Below are 19,088 nucleotides of genomic sequence, written 5' to 3'. Positions count from 1 at the left end.
ACGGATGTCGAGCCGCTGGGTAAAAGACGCGACCGGTAGTGGTCTGACGCCGTGCCAGTGATACCGCGATCCCTGTCTCGGGCGCTCGGCAGAAGTGCGATAAAAAAACGGGTTGTTCAGACCTTCCCCAGCATGTTCGTGATCAGTTGCGTGGATTTATATGTCTTGCGCCGAGCGAGTGGGATAGCACGAACCTTGAGAGACGATATGCGAAGCTGCTACAGACAGGCGAGCACTTTGAAGGCAAGAAAGACAATTACGACAAGTTTATTGCCTTTGTCAGGCAATTTCAGTTCTGGGACAAAACAGGTCTACCGAAGGGAGAAAAGGTTTGGTTCTTTCATCCGCTTGCGTTTATTAGGCATTTCCGAAAATGCGGATGGTTGTTCACAGAAGAATTTAAACAAATCTACGCCGATGTACGGTACAGCAAGCATCAAAGACCTCCGCCTCAGCAACTGCGCTCGACATATCTATTGCCCTTGAATTTGGCAATTCGCAAGTTCGGGTTGAGTTCGCCCACGCGAATGGCGCATTTCCTTGGACAAGGTGCGGTAGAGAGCGCATGGCTGTCTTCCATGCAAGAAACAAGCATGGCAGGGCGACTCGACGACGCGGGGTTTCATGGAAGCGTAAAGAACCCAGCTTCGATGCTACCTGAGACGGAGCTAGGCCACTGGTACGGCGAACTTCCTGTCGAGGCCGACGCATGGTATCGATCAAAAAAGTTCAATAGTCACGGCGGGTTAATTTCGGGCAGCTACGACTGGAAGAATGGTAATTGTGATCCAATAGATGCACAGAAATTTAGAGGTCGAGGCTTCAAGCAATTGACCGGTAGAAGCAATTATGCTGACTACTGGATCTTTCGGGGTTGGATTCTTTCATCGAGCTTTTCGCCGAATTGGTGGACAGATCCGGCCTATCGAAATCACAATCGGCAAGCAATGATCAAGATACCTGCTGAAATAAGATCTCCGCAAGACGTTGCGTTGCCGGAGAACTGCATCGACAGCGGAGGATTTTATCTTCGGTTCCAACGCCCCGAAGTGGCTCGCTGCATTGATCATGACCAGCCAATGCCGGCGAACTCGATCACTGAACTGACGAAGGAAAAAGAAATCTCTGCAGCAGTGACCTACGCAATCAACGGCGGGCACATGGATGAAACTTCGCGACTCGCCTTTACACGGTTAGCAAAGACGGTGCTTTTATAAAATGCAATTTCGATATCCTAAATACTTGGTTTTCCTCCTGCTATTGTTGTGTAGAGTAATCTCGTACGCCAAAGATACTTACGAAATAAATGGGAATTCAGTAAAAATAGAGAACGAACGGGGTGTTTACATCTGCAAGTTGAACATCACCCCCGTTTACGCTAAGGAAAGCTACGACCGTTCTGCGCTAATTTTGTCACAGCGCAACTATGTTAAAGCTGATCGCTTGAAGAACTGCAAACCCAACGAAACGGTTGTCGTATCTTCAATCCCTGATCATGTTGGGTTCCTTTCCGATATAAACCTTGCCAAAGGAATCTACGTCTCTTTGGACTTGATCTCTGTTACCCCTGCCTCCTACCTTGCTATGGTCGCACGCGTGGGGACAAAGCGCAATCTAGTGACATTGAATGGGGTGTACTTGAAAGGAAGGCCCTTGAAATATCTTTCGAAGTATGGATTTGATAGCGATGGCGAAGCGGGGGCCTCGATTATCTCTCAAGATGGCCGTTATGTTGCCCCTAATGGCAAAGTAAGCTGTGTGCTTGATGCTTACCCGGGTGTTTGGAATATTAAACTCAATAGGCGGGTGGTGACCGATGAGGTTACATGCAACGGCTTGTTCTTAAGCAAATGACGACCTTGACTGCCATAAGGTCTACTTCGATTTTTTCAAATTCAAAGTGCTCAAAACATATGATCCATGCGTCAGTAACACGGCCATCAGCCCGTCTGTCGTGCCTATGTTCTTGCAGTAATAAAGCGAGATACTTTCCTGGATATTCGATGTGGCGCCATCCATTTTTTGTGCTATTCGCGATTATTTTTCCTCCTGGCGCCCCGGCGTGGTGCGCGTGCATTGACAAGCAACAAGCCACTACTAGCGTTCCTCAAATACGCGAGGGCGTGGTAAGAGCCACATCATGCGCCAATTCAAGTGGCGAGGGAGGCACGATTCAAATCGAAGTATTAGTCAGAGGAAAGCGACAGGTCTCGGCACGCACTTTCTATGTAGGTTCCGCGTATGTACTGAGTTTGGACAATTCAATGACCTTTGACGGTCAGACAAATCAAGGGCTCGGTGTGGCAACGGGTAAAGGACGCGATGCGACAGGCATGCACTATTGGAAGGTCACGAAGAACGGAAAATCAATGCTTGATCTTGGCGAGGCACCCGGTCTCACTTCTGATCGATTTAGAAAAGGTTTCTTTTCGGCGCTGGTATCTAGCACTGGCAATTATCAACCAATCCTCTATTATTACGCGGTAGAATGCGACACACTCCGTGCTAAGACGGCAATCACCTTTAGCCCTATCGATGAAAATTTCTACATCGTCAATCTTATGGATATTTCTGCTTCGGGAAGCATGCGACGTCGGAAAACAACTCAAATATCCACCAAGGAAGGTGATCTCTGCATGACCGGAAAAAAGCAGTGTATGTAGTTGAATCAGGATACCGAACAGTTTTTCGGAGATTCAGGCAAGAAAAGAATTAGGCATTCTTGAGGAAATTCGTGTGATCGACCAGAAACTTGATCCCGCGCCATGCTGATTCGATTTTCTTGAACGTCTCGTGCATGATCGCGTCGAGCTGACGGCTGAGCTGCTGATCGAAATGCTCAATATGAAAATCAAGCTGGCTCACGCAGCGCCACTAGAGTTGTTAATCCGAGTGACACAACAAGTTCGCCGCACCGATGCGCAGAAACTCAAGAAGCCAACAGAATTTCGGGAGATTAGCTTGAGAAAATTTACAATTACAGTGTTACTCTCTATTTGGATGTGTTCGACACACGCAGATGTCCGCATTAGTTCCTGCAATGGACTCTATATTGCCATCGCAACATCCTCGAATACGATTCTTCTTAAAAAGGGAACTCGCACAATTGGGACCGTGAATATTACCCATTCCGTTTCGGACGGCGTCTTTAGTCTCGATGGTTCGCTACTTGCCGTGTACGGACTACCAAAGACATGTTAATCGGTCTTACCCTCAAACAACGCACCTCACACTTCTTTCAGTGTACAGGCGTCCAACGATTATTTGGAAGAAAGTGTACGGAGGAGGCGTATATACACCAGCTTTCAGTTCCGACCAACGATCCTTGTCGGTTCCAAATCAATACGGAACTGACGTAGTCGATATAAAAAAACGGACTGTCAAATCGTTTGGCCTTTTATACAATGTTGATTTTCCGACCCAATCGTGCGTTATAACCCACTCCGTAAGTGAAATGGCAACCGATGACAGCCTGACTATGTCACTCGAACACGCAAGCCAATCCCCGACTAGGGGTTACAGAGCGCGTGCGGAGATATATGTCGAGTAATTATGTTTAAGGCCCGCTAAATTAATGACATGGCAGTGAGCAAATCCAGATTGATCGTCCCATTTTTAGCACTAACACTGGTTTTCGCGAACAACTCGACCTCTCGCCCCTCGGATAACAATGCACTGTATCGCGACGCAGAGATTCAATTTCTATATCCTTTTAACCTATACAGATCGATCAAATCGATAGGTGACATCGAGTCCGATAATTCTGTGCGTTACTACGAGATGGCGCCACGTAATGGTGACCTATACGATCTGATCACCGTATGCAATGGTGATTTGGCGTTCTGCGCTCTCGATAGGCGTCAAACTACACCGTACTGGATAGATAGTGAGACCGGCAGACTATTTTTGTATGACTTTACAACTGCTATAACCCGCAAGCGTATGAAGGCCGGTGACATATATGAAGCATTTCCACTTTGCTCGTCTATCCCAGAGATGCGAATACCCCAAGCCGTACGGAGCAGAATGCTACGTGGGACTCCGCGCTAATGATGAATCAACTGTTTCGCTTACGTATTGGATCGGTGATACCGTCGACACCAATGCCTCTATAAGAACCCAAAGGATCAAGATAGCGAGAAAGATCCTTCTATCTATCTCTCGCACATCGTCAAATTTCCACAGATGACGCTTGGGCGGGAAATTTCGCTTGTGTGTCCATTCGAAATCTACGCTACGTCGCAATTATCCAGTCTGACTCAAAATAAGCCCAATGAAATCCCCCATCCGCCAAGGCGACAAACTCGAAAATGGCGGCGAAGTCACCGGTGGCTCGACGACAACGACTTTCATGGGCCTTCCCTTAGCCCGCGAAGGTGACGGAGCAGTCTGTGTCATCCACGGTGAGACCGCAATCGCAGAAGGTAACGCAAACTTTCCCGACCAGGACGGTAAATACGCCGCCATGCATCTTCACCAATGCATGTGCGGATGCAAGGTGATTTCCTCGCTGTTAAACGTACACATTCGTTAAACATGCCCGTTGACCTGTTAAGAGCCGGTCCCCCGAGCCCCTATCCGATTGCAGGACCCAACCTGCTTACATGGTTAGGCATATGGGTATCGTGCAATGTCTTTGGTGCCGGCGGTGCATTGCTACTTTGGCCCACGAACACCCCCGCTCATGGCATGTGGTTCTGGTGTTGCGTCGTTGTCTTTCCTAACCTGGCATTTCTTTGCCTTTTCGCTATCGCTCGTGTTGGGCACGAAGCGCAATGGTATCGCGCTCACTATCGCAACATCCTGAGAAAGGAATGGCTGAATAAGCGTATAGGTGAAGCGCAACGGCCATTTCAAGTACTCGGAATCGGCTACAGCCTGCCGCTCGGCGGACTAACCCTCTCTGATGTGATTAAGTCCGGAAAGACTCTCACAAGATCGCGCGCGCCACGCAGCGGTTCCGGCATGGTCATACATAACCGTTTTGACGACACCTCTACATACGAGATGCTGGCAACAGAAGACGTCTCTCTCGGCGAAGATCTGCATCCACCCGCCGAGTCGCGGCATCCGTCTACCTCAGTCGCGACAGTAGTCATGAAACTCGTCGAGGCACTTGGACCTGTTTCGCAAACCTTACTCGCGCTGTCGCAATACGATCGATCGTATTGGCCTGCCGTACGCGTGCTCGCTATTCCCGAAGAAGCTGAACTAGTTCAGCAGCAGGTCAAAGACGCCCTGCGCATCGCGCGATTGCCTGAACTGGAATGTGATACCGCATCCGCATCGGACTCCATGATGATCGTGGACGCCTGGCTGGACGCAAATGAGCGTCGACCGTTGCTTATAGTTGCGATGAAATGGCACGATGCCACGCCGCCAGAACGCAGTTCTGAGGGCTGCATTGCTGTCGTGCTAGCACCAACCTTCTATCAGTTGCCAAATGATGTCCATGTCGCCGGTTCCCTTCACCGCCCCGTCGCTGGCGAGATTGGAACTCTTGGGGATGTTCTGGAGAACGCTACGCTGTGGGGCAATGTAAATCCGGCCTCGCTCCGTCATGTGTGGATAACGGGAATCGATCAGGAACACGACCGTTCGCTCCTCAACACTCTGCATACACGATCGTTCTCGGCGATAGCCACGATGGAAAAGCAAAGCAGACCAGACCGAGTCATCGGAGATGGCGCAGCGTTAAACCCTTGGATTTCCGTCGCCGCCGCACTGGAATGCTGCTACGAAGGTCCGCAATTCATTGTCGACGGCGCACGAGCGGCCGTCTTTCACATTAATACAGATCTTCAATATGTCGAACCCGACCAATAACATGAAAGCGCTTGAATCGAACGCAGAACAGTCAGGTAAGCGCGAGATTCTTATGGTCTGGGGCATGCCCGTCTTTGCAGTCGCAGTCGCGACCATAGCCTCGTTGGCGTTTTGGTACAACGGAGAAGCATTCGGCTTTACGTCAAAGGAGTCCCGAACTTCTGTACTGCTATGGATCACTGGTGCAACGGTTTGCGTGATTGCCCTGCACCTGATTGCGCTCCTCTTGGGTGCCTACGCGCTCGCCGAACGAAAAACTCGCAAGGAGACGGGCGGTGATCGCGTCGACGCCGCGCAGGCGTCGAATCGGGACCGTCGACTGCAGCAACTATGCGACGATCTGCGCGTTCAGCACGGCTGGCAATGGCGCTATCGCGAGCGGTGGATAATGCTGTCAGGGGACTTGGGTCTTATTGACGAGATTGCGCCGAAACTGCGCCAGTCCGCGGTCTTGCAAGCTGGAAACGTGGTTCTGATGCACGCATGTCCTGACGGAATTGACTCAGCGGCATGGCATCGGGAAATCGCGCGCCTGCGTCGTCGTCGTCCACTTGACGCCATCGTCTGGGTAGCCGCGGAGAGCGACGAGAGCGCTCATGAGCCTTTATTCACTCGCACGATTTCATCGATTACCTCCGTAGTTGCGTGGGCGGCGCCGGTCATTGTTTTGAAAGCACTACGACTGAAATGTGAAGCGCAACACGTTCAACCAGTTGGCGTTTTAGTACCGCAACACAAAAGCGCTTCAATGCAATCATCGATCGATGCGATGAAAAAGGCTCTAATGGAGCTTGAGCAACGTACTGCGGACATAGGTGTCGTCCTTTGCGGAGAGCTTGCCCGACAACCCTATCTTGCGGAATTTTCGGCCCGCATCGGTGCTCAGCAAAAAAACATCGCTTCGATTTGGGCGAGTCTCGTTGCGTCGACTCGACTACGAGTACCACTGGGCGGCGTCATGTTCGCACCGCTTTTTGCGAAAATCGCGGCCGGGTTTTTTCCCGTGCCATCGGCCTCAGAATCAACGTTAACTCGCGCTGGCGTCGCGCTTAATGAACATCTGCCAGAGAATGGAGGTACGCCAGTCGCCGCACAGCGAATCTTGTACAAGGCGTTATGGGAACAGATCGGCGACGCGGCCAGCGAATCACCAGGCCACCGCACCGGCCCGCACCCCCTCACCATCTTCACGACAGCCGCATTGGTCGCAATCACCCTCTGGTCCACAGCCATGCTCGTCTCGGCCGCCACCAACGCCCGCGAGCTCACACTGACCAGCGAATCCGTCCGCAACCTGAACACGGCACCGGACCCCGCCACCCGTCTGCGCAACCTGTTCGCGCTTCAACAGCGCATCGACCTCTACGAAGACCGCGTGCAGCACCACACACCGCTCTTCACCGGCTTCGGCCTGAACCACGATGCGCAAACACTCGCCGCCGTCTGGAAGCCGTATACACGTGCCGCCCGTGACACGCTCATCGCGCCCGTCCAGCAGAACCTCGAAGCACAGCTCGTCGACCTGAACCAGATGCAGACGGTCCAGCTCGACGATCAGGTCAACCGGCTCGCGCAGGACGGTCACAAGGCGCTCAAGACCTATCTGATGATGGCCGAACCCGCGCACGCCGAGCCCGCCTTCATGACGCCGCTCCTGCCGCATTACTGGAACACGACGGCCGACCTGCCACCGGGCGAGAAACTCGACCTCTCGCAACGTCTGCTCGCTTTCTACGCACAGCATCTGAAGCAGCACCCCGACTGGCGCATTGAAACGCGCGACGATGTCGTCAGCGGCTCGCGTCAGACATTGCTCGCGGTCATCGGCGTAAAGAACTCCGAAGACACGATCTACGAAGGAATCCTGGGTTCGGTCGGCCGCAAGTATCCGGATCAGACACTCGCCTCGCTGACGGCAGGCACTGACACGCGCGGGCTGTTCCGCACGTCGGCCACTGTGCCAGGCGTGTTCACGCGTGAGGCGTGGGAAGGCACGATCGCTCAGGCCATCGACGACGCCGCGAAGCACAACGGCACCGCCAGCGACTGGGTTCTGGCCGGCGCAGGCAATGCGAACGGCGCACAGCAGAACCAGTCCGCGTCGTCGCCAGAAGCCCTCAAGGCCGCGCTCACGAGCCGCTACTTCGCCGACTACGCCGAGCACTGGCAGGCCTTCATGAACACGATCCAGTGGGAGCGCGCGCCATCGATGCCCGCCGCGATCGGCCAGCTCAAGGCGATGGCCGACGCGCGCCAGTCGCCGCTGATCGCGCTGATGAAAGCGCTCGACTATCAGGGCGGCGCAGGCGCGCAGAAAGATTCGCTCTCCGACACTCTCGTCACGAAGGCGCAGAACATCTTCGGCAGCAAAACCGAGGAACCGCAGGCCGCGCGGCCCGATCCCGCCGGACCGCTCGGACCGTCGTTCGGTCCGGTGCTGCGGCTCGTCGCGCCGGGGAACGTCGGCGACGTGCCGTCCAACGGCAAGGCGGCCCGCACCGACTACAGCGATCTGAGCCTGCAACGCTATCTGGAGCGTGTCACGACACTGCGGCTGCGCCTTCAGCAGATCGGCGACAGTCCCGACGCCGACGCTCAGGCCAGACAGGTCGCGCAGACGCTCTTCCAGGGCAAGGGCTCCGACCTGGCCGACACGCAGTCCTACGCGCGCCTCATCGCGGCGAGCCTCGGCGCGCAGTGGGCCGGCATGGGCGATTCGCTGTTCGTGCGCCCCGTCGCGCAGGCACTGCAGACGGTGCTGCAGCCCGCCCAGACCAGCCTCAACGAGGCCTGGCAGCAGACGATCGTCTCGACCTGGAACCGCTCGTTCGCAGGACGCTATCCGTTCGCCAGCACAAGCAACGACGCGTCGCTGCCCGAACTCGCGCGTTTCCTGCGTCCGCAGGGCGGCCTGATCTCCGCGTTTCTCGCCAGCCAGCTCGCGGGCGTGCTGGAACTGCAGGGCGATCAATGGGTGCCCGTCACGACAGGCACGACATCGCTCGCCTTCGACCCATCGTTCCTCACGGCGATCAACACGCTGCAACGCATCGCCGGGCATCTGCTCGCGCAGGGCGAGCCGCAATACCGCTTCGACTTCAAGCCGGTGCCTTCGCCCGGCATCACCGACACGCTGCTCACCGTCGACGGCCAGAAGCTGCACTACTTCAACCAGCAGGAAACCTGGCAGGCAATGAACTGGCCATCGAACGATCCGCAAAAGACAGGGACGCGTCTCGAATGGCAAACGGAAAAGGCTGGCACGAACCGCAGCCTCGAATTCGACGGACGCTGGGCGCTCGTGCGCATGCTCGAACACGCGCGCGTGGAGCCCGTCGACGGCGCGACGTACGTGCTGACCTGGCAGGCATCGCCCTTCGTGAAGGAGATCAGGCCCGCAGCGGCGAAGTCCGCCAGCGACCCGGCTTACGACATCGATACCCTGATCGCGCAAGAGCCGGGCAAGACCGCGCTGGGTAGCGACACGCACGCGCTGAGCTACACGATGCGCACCGACGTGGGCAAGGGTCCGCTCGATCTGCTCGCGCTCAGGGGCTTCGCGTTGCCGTCGCGCATCTTCATGACGCGTTCGCCGGGCACAACGACGAATACGGCCAGGGATAACAGTCCACCGCCGTTGCCCAAAGCCGCACTCGATGCAGGCAAACGCGCCGCCATGCCTTTGCCGCGGAGCTGAGTGAACAGGCGGCGCACAACACAAGAAGAACCGATGAAATTCTCCAACCTCCTCGACGCGCTATTCGGCACGCGCGCGCCTTCGGACCTCGCGCGCTCGACGCAATCGCGTTGGGACGACTGGCTTGAGCCGATCACCGAGGCCTCGCCGACAGGCGCCGATCCCGCCTACGACGATGACTTTCTCGCCATCAAGGACGAAGTCGCCAAGCTCACCGACATCAACGATACGAAGATCGTCGAAACGGCCGAACGGCTGCTGAAGCACAGCGCGAAAGATGTACGCGTCGCGGCCTATTACATTTACGGATGCATGCGCCGCGACGGCGCGGAAGGCGTGGCCTGCGGCTTCGAGCTGCTGTCGGCGCTCGTCGACCGTTTCGGGGACACGCTGCTGCCCGAACGCGTCGCGACGCGCAAGGCGGCATTCGAATGGCTCGCGGGAACCACCTTCGCGGACCGTCTCGATCGTGTGCACGGACTGACGGGAACGCTGCTCGAACGCACGCTCTCGGCGATCGCGCTGATCGTCGAACGCACGGCGCAATGGCCCGAAACGGCACGTCCAGCCCTGGAGCCGCTCTTTCGCCGTTTCGAAAGCCGCCTCGAAACGCCGCAAGCGTCGGACACAGCCCCCGCCAGCACGGGCGCAGCGGCAACGTCGACTGTCGCCGCCGGTCCTTCCGCCGGTCTGCCCGCAGCCACCACGGTCGCATCGACGAGCGATCTGCTCGACCGCGCCCGTTATATGGCGCAGTTCCTGCGCGAACAGCCGCAGGGCTATCTGGCCGCCTATCGGCTGATACGGTGCGTGCGCTGGGACACGCTGACGGAAGTGCCGCCCCACGAAGCAAGCGGCAAGACGCGGCTCGTCGCGCCGCGCGCCGAACTGCGCGCCAACCTGAAACGGCTGCTGCTGCAAAAGCAGTGGCCTGAACTGCTCGAACGCGTCGAAATGGCGTTCGCCGAAGGCGCCAATCATTTCTGGCTCGACCTGCAGTACTACGCATTCGCCGCCCAGGCGCAGGCCGGCGGTGAATACGCACGCGTGCGCGAACTCGTCGCGACCGACTGCGCATTGATGCTCGAACGTCTGCCCGGACTCGAACGTCTGTCGTTCTCGGACGGTCTGCCCTTCGCCGACGACACCACGCTCGAATGGATTGCGCGTCATGCGACGGTGCGCGACGTCGAAAGGGGCGACGCGGTCGCGCCCATCAGCGTTGCATCGACCGACACCGACTGGGCCGAAACGGAAGCCCAGGCATTCGACCTCGCGACCGCTCAAGGCATCGAAGCGGCGCTCGCCTGGCTGCAGCGGCTGCCCTCGCGCGGCGGCGAACATGGGGAGCGCGAACACTTCCTGCGCAAGCTCGTGATGGCGCGCATCGCGGAGCGTGCGCAGCGTCCCGACACCGCGCTGCATCTGCTCGCATGGCTCGACGAATCCGCGCGGCGTTTCCAGCTCGCCACGTGGGAGCCGTCGCTCGCATTCGAGGTCAAGCATCAGCTGCTCAGGCTGCTGAAGCTCCGCAACAACCGCAAGGACGCGGACAAGGCCGCACTCGGCATGCGCATCGACGCGCTGACAGGCGAGCTGACGGCAATCGATCCGGCTCGCGCCGTGACGCTTGCCTGATCGGACCACCGCCTCCACTGGCATTCAGGCACATTCACAATGAGTTCACCTACCAAAGACAGCGATATCCTGCGCTATTACGAAGCGGAAATGCGCTACCTGCGCGACGCGGGCAAGGAATTCTCCCGTGCGTTTCCGGACCGCGCGCGCATGCTCAATATCGATCGCGTCGGCGATCGCGATCCGCACGTCGAGCGCCTGTTCGAAGGCTTCGCGTTCCTGATGGCGCGGCTGCGTCACAAGCTCGACGACGAGTTGCCGGAACTGACGGAAGGCCTGGTGAGCATGCTGTGGCCGCACTATCTGCGGATGATTCCGTCGCTCTCCATCCTCGAGATGATTCCGATACACGGTGCACTGCAGAAGCATGAGACACTTCCGTCCGGCCTTGAAGCACTGTCCGACCCGATCGGCGAGGATGCCGAGCAATGCATCTATCGCACGACACAAGCCGTCGACCTGTATCCGCTGCTTCTCAAGGAAGCAAACACCTATGCCCGCGAAGACGGCCGCTCCGTGATCCGTCTGCGGCTCGAACTTCAGCCGCAGGCGCGGCGCGAACAGTTGCAGGTGCCGCGTCTGCGCCTCTATCTCAATGCCGAGCGGCCCGTGGCGCTCGCACTGTATGCCGCGCTCACCGCTGCTCCGCTGGCCGTTCAGATACGCTTGCCCGGCTTTCCGGCGGACCGTCCGGGCGCACCTCAACCGATGCCGGGGCTGCGCATCGAACCCGCTGGCTTCGCCACCGACGAGCGGCTGTGGCCGAAAGCCGATAACGCGTTCGGCGGCTATCAGTTGCTGCTCGAATACTTCACGTTCCCCGAGAAGTTCATGTTCGTCGATCTGCTCGGCCTCGACGTGCAGTCCATTCCCGCATCCGCGACGTACGTCGACGTCGAGATCGTGCTGGCGCAGCCGTACCCCGACGACATGCGCTTCAGCGCGGACAACGTGCGCCTGTATTGCACGCCGATCATCAATCTGTTCGCGCTCGAAGCCGCTCCCGTCACCGTGACGCAATTCGAAACCGAGTATCGCGTGAACGCGCGCGAGCAATACGGCGCGAGCGTCGAGGTCTACTCCGTCGACTCCGTTCAGGGTTTCGAAGCGGGCACGGGTCAGCGCTTCGCGTATGTGCCGTTCGCCGCATTCCGCCATCGCGGCGGGATGCTGCGCCACGAGTTGCCGGAACGCTATTTCCATACGCGCGTGCGGCGTGGGCCCGCCGGCCGGTTCGACACATGGCTGGCGCTCGGCGGACACGCCTGGGAGCGCGCGGACACGTTGCCCAGGGAGACGCTTTCGCTTTCGGTGACGGGCACCAACGGCATGCTGCCGCGCAAGGCGCTGCGCGAAGCGGGCATCACGCGCATGCGCGGCGGCTTCACGAACATCGGCGCCGTGCGCAACCTGTGCGCGCCGACACTGCCCGTCTATCCCCCGACGGCCGACCGCTTCCAGTGGCGCGTGCTCTCGCATCTCGCGCCGAATTACCTGTCACTGCTGAATGCGGAAATCCTGCGCGGCAGCCTCGCGCTCTACGACTGGACGGACGGCGAGCTGAACCGGCGGCGCATCGACGCCATCACCGATATCCAGCACCGGCTGCTGCAAAAGCTCGTACGCGGCGGCCTGCAGCGCGGCGTGGAGATCGTCGTGACGATCGACAGCAGCCGCTTTGCAGGCGACGGCGATCTGGAACTGTTCGGCGGCATGCTGAACCGTTTCCTCGGGCTTTATGCATCGCTGAACCTGTACACGAAACTCGTGATCGTCTCGCAGCCCACGGGGCGCCGCATCGAATGGCCCGATACGAAGGGTGAAGGAGCACCGTTTTGAAGGGCCCGCATCCTGAAGTTCGGCCGCCCGGCAGCGGCGATGCCGTCGATGCGGAACGTCCCCTGCTGGCCGCGCTGCTCGATCACGCGACGCAGATGAACTTCTTTCGCTTCTGCGAGCTGATCGAACTCTCGGCGCCCGATCGCGCGCCGATCGGCACGACGGACTCGCTGACGACCGAGCCCGTGCGCTTCCGCTCGCGCACACGGCTGGGGTTCCCGAGTCGCGAAATCGATGCGATCGGATACGACCTCGACGATCCGTCCAGGCCGCCTGCCGTGGTGACGACCTTCCTTGGTCTTTATGGCGTCGATGCGCGCATGCCGACGTATTTCGCCGACGAGATCGCACAGAACCGCGAAGGCGCCGAGCCGCTCGCCGCGTTTCTCGATCTCTTTCATCATCGCGTCGTCACGCAGCACTACCGCGTGTGGCGCAAGTACCGCTATCCGGCCGGCTTCAGAAAGGACGGCACCGATGACGTCTCGCGTTATCTGCTCAGCTTCGCGGGGCTCGGCATCGGCACGCCCGAAACGGCGCGGGCGGTCGGCACGCGCAAGCTGCTGTCGATGCTCGGCCTCGCGGGACAGAAGACCCGCACGGCCGAAGGACTGGCCGGCGTGCTTCGGCATGCCGTACCCGACACGGATGTCGACGTCGACGAATTTCATCCCGTCTGGGTCAAGGCGGACAACGCCGAACGCATGGCGCTCGGCGAGACCTGCCTGCTCGGCCGCGGCTTTTACGACAAGGGCAATAGCGTACGCATCGCGCTCACGCCGCGCACGCGCGAAGCCGTGCTTGCGCTGCTTCCGGGCCACGCGGCTCATCGCGAGGTGATGACGCTGCTGCGCTTCTATCTCGGCTATGAGGCTCAGGCGAATCTCGAGATGAACGTCGACCCGGAGCTGATGCCGCAACAGGCGCTCAACGCCGACGAGGTCCGTCTCGGCTTCACGACCCGCTTGCCGGGCCGGGGCGCATCGTTACGCAACGGCGGGCATACGCGCGTGCAACTGGGCGTGTGGACAGGCAGCAGCAAACCTCATGCGCCGATGCGCTGATCGACACAACACACCAGCGAGTCAAAACATGAACAGGACAATGAATGTGCTCGGCATGGGCGCTTGCGCAATGGCTGCGCTTGCCCTCGCAGGCTGCGGCCTCACCCAGGCGGTATCCGATAGCACGGTGGATGCGGCCAAATGGGTCTTCACAACGCAGGTCAAGACGATGACCGTCGATCTCGTGAGCCGCGCGTCGCTGAACGAGAACGCCTCGGGGCAGTCGCTGTCGACGGTCGTGCGTCTGTATCAGTTGAAGGATGCGCAAAGCTTCCAGCAACTGGAGTACACGCAGTTGCAAACCGACGATCTCGTAGCGCTGAAGGCGGATCTGCTGGCGACGAAAGACGTCGTGCTGCGCCCCAACGCCAGCGCGAGCATCAACGAACCGATGAAGGACGACGCGCAATATGTGGGCGTCGTCGCGTTCTTCCGCAACCCCGACCGCGATTCGACGTGGAAGCTGCTGGTGCCGAAAAAGCAGTGGAAGAAAACCGACCCGGTGAAGATCCTCGTACGCGACAACGTGCTGGAACTCGTGGATGCGAAGCCGGAGCCCGTCAGACACGACGCGCCACAGCAGAGCGCGCCTGGCGCGGCCAGCGCACCGGCTGCAGCTACACCGAAAACGAAGCCCACGGCGCCGACCGTGACGGGGTCGATCGGCGCTGGCGAACTGGGCGAAGGCTAACATCACGCCGCTTGCGCCACGCCACGGCTTACTGGCGTGGCGCGTATCGCCCATCAACAAGAAGGCGCGCCGTCCGACTGGGGGGCGCGCCGCTTCCATTCGCGCTGCCTCCGCCGCATCCCGCGCTTGCGTCCGCACTCACGCCGCCGCGCGTCTTCCAGAAATCCCCCAAGTGCCGATCGCCCTGCATCTCCTCCAGCAAACGCCCAAGTGGTCCGCGCGCTTCCTTCGTGAAAACCCCTACCGGTCTGTGAAAATTTATTTTCTCCGTAGACATTCGATGTAAATTTACTTACATTCCCGAGCACGCACACAACCAGCGCCACCCGATGCCCCGTCACCCGACGCCCTCCGCCGTCCCCGAGCCGGCCATCGCAGCCCGCATCACGGCCGCGATGCCGATCCTCACGCCCGTCCACCGGCGCATGGGCGAGTTCGTGCTGGCCAACCAGTTTCGCGCGGCCACCATGCGCATCGACGAACTGGCGACGGCCGTCGACGCATCCGTCGCGACGGCGAACCGCTTTGCGCGCGCGCTCGGCTTCGATGGCTATCCGGCGTTTCGCGAAGCGCTCGTGCGCGGTTTCGAAGCGACGCTCGCGCCCGTCGAACGCTTGCGCTCGGCGCAGGAATCGCGGACCAATGGCGACGAACTCTTCAGCGCGTCGCTCGAACAGGCCGCCACGAATCTCGGCACGACGCGCAACGCGATCGATGGCGCAGCCGCCGACGCCGCCGTCGAAGCGATCATCGGCGCGCGGCGCGTGTTCATCGTCGGCTCGGGCGCGAGTGCCTTTCTCGCGAGCCTGATGGAGCACAACCTGCTGCCGTATCACGACAACGTGCAGTCGCTCGCGCTGATCGGCGGGCCGACACACGCGGCGCGCCGACTCTTCAATGCGCGCAGCGGCGATCTGGTGATCGCGATTGCGTTCCCCCGCTATGTCGACGACACCATCGAGCTCGCGCGCCGCGCCGCCAGCCTCGGTGCCGGCGTGCTCGCGTTGACGGACAGCCCGGCGTCGCCGCTCGCGGCGCTGGCCACGCGCTCGCTTTTCATCCGCGCGGAGCGGCGTCTCGCCGCGACGTCCGAAGCGACCGTGCTCGCGGTGATCGAAGCGCTGTGCGACGCCGTCGCGTATCGCGCGAAGCGCTCGGCCCAGGCCGCCGCCGACATGACGGAGTTCGTGCTGCCCTGGCTCACCGAAACGTCCGCGATGCAGGCCACTCCGAAGACGATCACGCGGGCGAATACGCGGCCGATCCCGCGACCAACCTCTAACCGAGCGAAGAAAAAGCAATGACGTCCAAAGCGGTAATCGCGATTCATGGTGGTGCGGGCACGATCGTGCGCGCGTCGATGGCCCCCGATGCGGAAGCCCGCTATCACGCCGAGTTGCGCGCGGTGCTCGCCGCCGCGCAGCGCGTGCTCGCCGATGGAGGCAGCGCACTCGACGCCGTCACGCAAGCCGTGCGTCTGCTCGAAGACTGCCCGCTCTTCAACGCCGGGCACGGCGCCGTTTTCACATCGGCGGGCACGCACGAACTCGACGCGTCGATCATGGACGGCCGCACGTTGCAAGCGGGCGCCGTGTCGTGCGTGAAGCGCGTGCGCAATCCCATCGTCGCCGCGCGTCACGTGCTCGAATACAGCGAGCACGTGATGTTCACGGCCGACGGCGCGGAAGCGTTCGCGCAAGCCCAGGGCCTCGAGTTCGTCGATCCGTCGTACTTCCACACCGACGCGCGCTATCGTCAGTGGCAACTCGCACGCGAGCAGCAGCGCGCGATGCTCGACCACGATGGCGCGACGCTCGCCGCGCAAACGCCAGCGGCGCAAGCCCAAGACGATGCGCTGCCCCACGAGCCGATCGATCCGAACCGGAAGTTCGGCACGGTCGGCGCGGTCGCCGTCGATCTGTACGGCCACGTCGCGGCTGCGACGTCGACGGGCGGCATCACGAACAAGCAAGTGGGCCGCGTCGGCGATGCACCGCTGATCGGCGCGGGCTGCTATGCCGACGACGCCACCTGCGCCGTGTCGACCACGGGCTCGGGCGAAATGTTCATGCGCATGGTCGCCGCCTACGACGTCGCCGCGCAGATGGCCTATCGCGGCGTCTCGCTGCAAGAGGCCGCGAACGACGTCGTGTTGAACCGTCTGCCGCGCATCGATGGACGCGGCGGCCTGATCGCCGTCGACGCGCACGGCAACGTCGTATTGCCGTTCAACACGGAAGGCATGTATCGCGGCTATGCGCGCGTCGGCGAAGCGCCCGTCACGGCGATCTACGGTTAGACGCAACATCGCCGCATGCCCTTCATTGCAACAGACGCCAGGAGAACTCATCGTGACGAACATGCCGAACCAGCGACGTCCGCTCGATAGCCTGCCGCCGCAACGCGTCGTCGATATCGACCGCCTGACGGTCTCGTTCCGTCGCGGCGAAAGCACGTTCGACGCGGTGCGCGACCTGTCGCTCACCGTCGATCGCGGCGAGACGCTCGCGATCGTCGGCGAATCCGGTTCGGGCAAATCGGTGACGTCGCTCGCGCTGATGCGCCTCGTCGAACACGGCGGCGGACGCATCGCGAAAGGCAGCATCGCGTTCCGCCGCCGCAACGGCAGCGTGCTCGATCTCGCGCAAGCGTCGCAAGCGACGATGCGCGGCGTTCGCGGCGCGGACATCGCGATGATCTTCCAGGAGCCGATGACGTCGCTCAATCCCGTGTTCACGGTGGGCGACCAGATCGGCGAAGCGATCGCGCTGCATCAGAACATGAGCCGCAGCGATGCGCACGCGGAGACATTGCGTCTGCTCGATCTCGTGCGCATTCCCGAAGCGCGCCGCGTGGCCGCGCGTTATCCGCATCAACTGTCGGGCGGCATGCGGCAGCGCGTGATGATTGCGATGGCGTTGTCGTGCAAGCCGTCGCTGCTGATCGCCGACGAGCCGACCACCGCGCTCGACGTGACGATCCAGGCGCAAATCCTCCAGTTGATACGCGGACTGCAGGACGAGATGAACATGGGCGTGATCTTCATCACGCACGACATGGGCGTCGTCGCCGAAGTTGCGGACCGCGTACTCGTGATGTATCGCGGCGAGAAGGTGGAAGAAGGCGAATCGGGCGCGCTGTTCGCCGCGCCCGCGCATCCTTATACGAGAGCGCTGCTTGCCGCCGTGCCGAAGCTCGGCGCGATGCAGGGCACGAATGCGCCCGCGAAGTTTCCGTTGCTCACGCTCGATGGCGAGCACGCGCAGCCTTCGAGCGAAGCAGGCGCTGCGCAAATTGAAATCACGCAGACACAAACCGCGCAGCCGATACTCCGCGTGCGCGATCTCGTCACGCGCTTTCCCGTGCGCAGCGGCCTGTTCGGCAAGCTGACGGGCCGCGTGCATGCCGTCGAGCGCGTCAGCTTCGATCTGCATGCGGGCGAAACGCTCGCGCTCGTCGGCGAATCGGGTTGCGGCAAGTCGACGACGGGCCGCTCGCTGCTGCGTCTCGTCGAAAGCCAGAGCGGCAGCATCGAATTCGACGGCAAGGACATCAGCTCGCTTAGCGGCCCTTCGTTGCAGGCGTTGCGGCGCGATATCCAGTTCATCTTCCAGGACCCGTTCGCGTCGCTCAATCCGCGCCTGACGGTCGGCTTCTCGATCATGGAGCCGCTGCTCGTGCACAACGTCGCGAGCGGCAAGCAGGCGCAAGAGCGCGTCGCGTGGCTGCTCGACAAGGTCGGCCTGCCCGCCGATGCCGCGCGCCGTTATCCGCATGAATTCTCCGGCGGCCAGCGTCAGCGCATCGCAATCGCACGCGCGCTCGCGCTCAATCCGAAAGTCGTGATCGCGGATGAATCAGTGTCGGCGCTCGATGTTTCCGTGCAGGCGCAGATCGTCAACCTGATGCTCGATTTGCAGCGCGAACTCGGCGTCGCGTATCTGTTCATCTCGCACGACATGGCTGTTGTCGAGCGCGTCAGTCATCGCGTCGCGGTGATGTATCTCGGGCAGATCGTCGAGATCGGCCCGCGCCGCGCGGTGTTCGAATCGCCGCAGCATCCGTACACGAAGAAACTGATGGGCGCCGTGCCCGTCGCCGATCCGGCGCGCCGCCACGCGAAGCGCATGCTCGCCGCCGACGAGCTGCCGAGCCCGATTCGCACGCTCGACGACGAACCCGTCGTCGCGCCGCTCGTCGCCGTCGGGCCGGATCATTTCGTGGCCGCGCATTCGATCGGCGGCGCTTACTAGCTTATCGATCGGGCAGGCAAGGCCAATCACGCATTACCGGCAGCACACAGAAGCCGCGCGGACCAGCGGCATGACAACAA

14 protein-coding genes are annotated in these 19,088 nt (G+C 60.3%); 13 read left to right on the top strand and 1 reads right to left on the bottom strand.

Annotated elements, in window-relative coordinates; genetic code table 11:
- Positions 1-146: 146 nt before the first annotated feature.
- The 3 genes from AB4Y32_RS37985 to AB4Y32_RS37975 all read left to right on the top strand — a co-directional run bounded on the left by AB4Y32_RS37985 (position 147) and on the right by AB4Y32_RS37975 (position 2,663).
- Positions 147-1,217, top strand: coding sequence for a hypothetical protein (locus AB4Y32_RS37985; RefSeq protein ID WP_368726199.1), 1,071 nt, complete (start codon positions 147-149; stop codon positions 1,215-1,217).
- A 139-nt stretch (positions 1,218-1,356) separates the two neighbouring features.
- Positions 1,357-1,854, top strand: coding sequence for a hypothetical protein (locus tag AB4Y32_RS37980; RefSeq protein WP_368726198.1), 498 nt, complete (start codon positions 1,357-1,359; stop codon positions 1,852-1,854).
- A 410-nt stretch (positions 1,855-2,264) separates the two neighbouring features.
- Positions 2,265-2,663 (top strand): hypothetical protein, encoded by a 399-nt coding sequence (locus AB4Y32_RS37975; protein WP_368726197.1) that lies wholly within the window; start codon positions 2,265-2,267, stop codon positions 2,661-2,663.
- Positions 2,664-2,712: 49 nt separating this feature from the next.
- Here AB4Y32_RS37975 and AB4Y32_RS37970 read toward each other — a convergent pair whose 3' ends face one another.
- Positions 2,713-2,865 carry a type VI secretion system contractile sheath domain-containing protein gene (locus tag AB4Y32_RS37970; RefSeq protein ID WP_368726196.1) on the bottom strand — a complete coding sequence of 51 codons (153 nt, stop codon included), beginning with the start codon at positions 2,863-2,865 and terminating at the stop codon, positions 2,713-2,715.
- 1,408 nt (positions 2,866-4,273) lie between these two features.
- Here AB4Y32_RS37970 and AB4Y32_RS37965 point away from each other — a divergent pair.
- The 10 genes from AB4Y32_RS37965 to AB4Y32_RS37920 all read left to right on the top strand — a co-directional run bounded on the left by AB4Y32_RS37965 (position 4,274) and on the right by AB4Y32_RS37920 (position 19,008).
- Positions 4,274-4,534 (top strand): PAAR domain-containing protein, encoded by a 261-nt coding sequence (locus AB4Y32_RS37965; RefSeq protein ID WP_368726195.1) that lies wholly within the window; start codon positions 4,274-4,276, stop codon positions 4,532-4,534.
- A 155-nt stretch (positions 4,535-4,689) separates the two neighbouring features.
- Positions 4,690-5,826 (top strand): hypothetical protein, encoded by a 1,137-nt coding sequence (locus AB4Y32_RS37960; protein WP_368726194.1) that lies wholly within the window; start codon positions 4,690-4,692, stop codon positions 5,824-5,826.
- Between the two features lie 1,201 nt (positions 5,827-7,027).
- Entirely contained in the window at positions 7,028-9,523 is a 2,496-nt protein-coding gene (locus AB4Y32_RS37955) for an ImcF-related family protein (protein WP_368726193.1), read from the top strand.
- A 33-nt stretch (positions 9,524-9,556) separates the two neighbouring features.
- Complete coding sequence (gene tssA, locus AB4Y32_RS37950; protein ID WP_368726192.1) at positions 9,557-11,161, top strand: type VI secretion system protein TssA; 1,605 nt, start codon at positions 9,557-9,559, stop codon at positions 11,159-11,161.
- Positions 11,162-11,200: 39 nt separating this feature from the next.
- Positions 11,201-13,000 (top strand): type VI secretion system baseplate subunit TssF, encoded by a 1,800-nt coding sequence (gene tssF / locus AB4Y32_RS37945; protein WP_368726191.1) that lies wholly within the window; start codon positions 11,201-11,203, stop codon positions 12,998-13,000.
- A gap of 95 nt (positions 13,001-13,095) precedes the next feature.
- Entirely contained in the window at positions 13,096-14,064 is a 969-nt protein-coding gene (gene tssG / locus AB4Y32_RS37940) for a type VI secretion system baseplate subunit TssG (RefSeq protein WP_368726201.1), read from the top strand.
- 28 nt (positions 14,065-14,092) lie between these two features.
- Complete coding sequence (gene tssJ, locus AB4Y32_RS37935) at positions 14,093-14,755, top strand: type VI secretion system lipoprotein TssJ (protein WP_368726190.1); 663 nt, start codon at positions 14,093-14,095, stop codon at positions 14,753-14,755.
- Positions 14,756-15,084: 329 nt separating this feature from the next.
- A complete protein-coding gene (locus AB4Y32_RS37930; protein WP_368726189.1) occupies positions 15,085-16,059 on the top strand; it encodes a MurR/RpiR family transcriptional regulator in 975 nt (324 codons plus the stop codon).
- Positions 16,056-17,054 (top strand): isoaspartyl peptidase/L-asparaginase family protein, encoded by a 999-nt coding sequence (locus AB4Y32_RS37925; RefSeq protein WP_368726188.1) that lies wholly within the window; start codon positions 16,056-16,058, stop codon positions 17,052-17,054. The genes AB4Y32_RS37930 and AB4Y32_RS37925 overlap by 4 nt, the downstream gene beginning before the upstream one ends.
- A gap of 61 nt (positions 17,055-17,115) precedes the next feature.
- Positions 17,116-19,008: a dipeptide ABC transporter ATP-binding protein gene (locus AB4Y32_RS37920; RefSeq protein ID WP_368726200.1), complete on the top strand. Its 1,893-nt coding sequence runs from the start codon at positions 17,116-17,118 to the stop codon at positions 19,006-19,008.
- Positions 19,009-19,088 lie beyond the last annotated feature (80 nt).

The organism is Paraburkholderia phymatum (genome assembly GCF_040965635.1).
GTDB lineage: Bacteria > Pseudomonadota > Gammaproteobacteria > Burkholderiales > Burkholderiaceae > Paraburkholderia > Paraburkholderia phymatum_B.
This window is presented reverse-complemented; position numbering and strand designations above follow the sequence as displayed.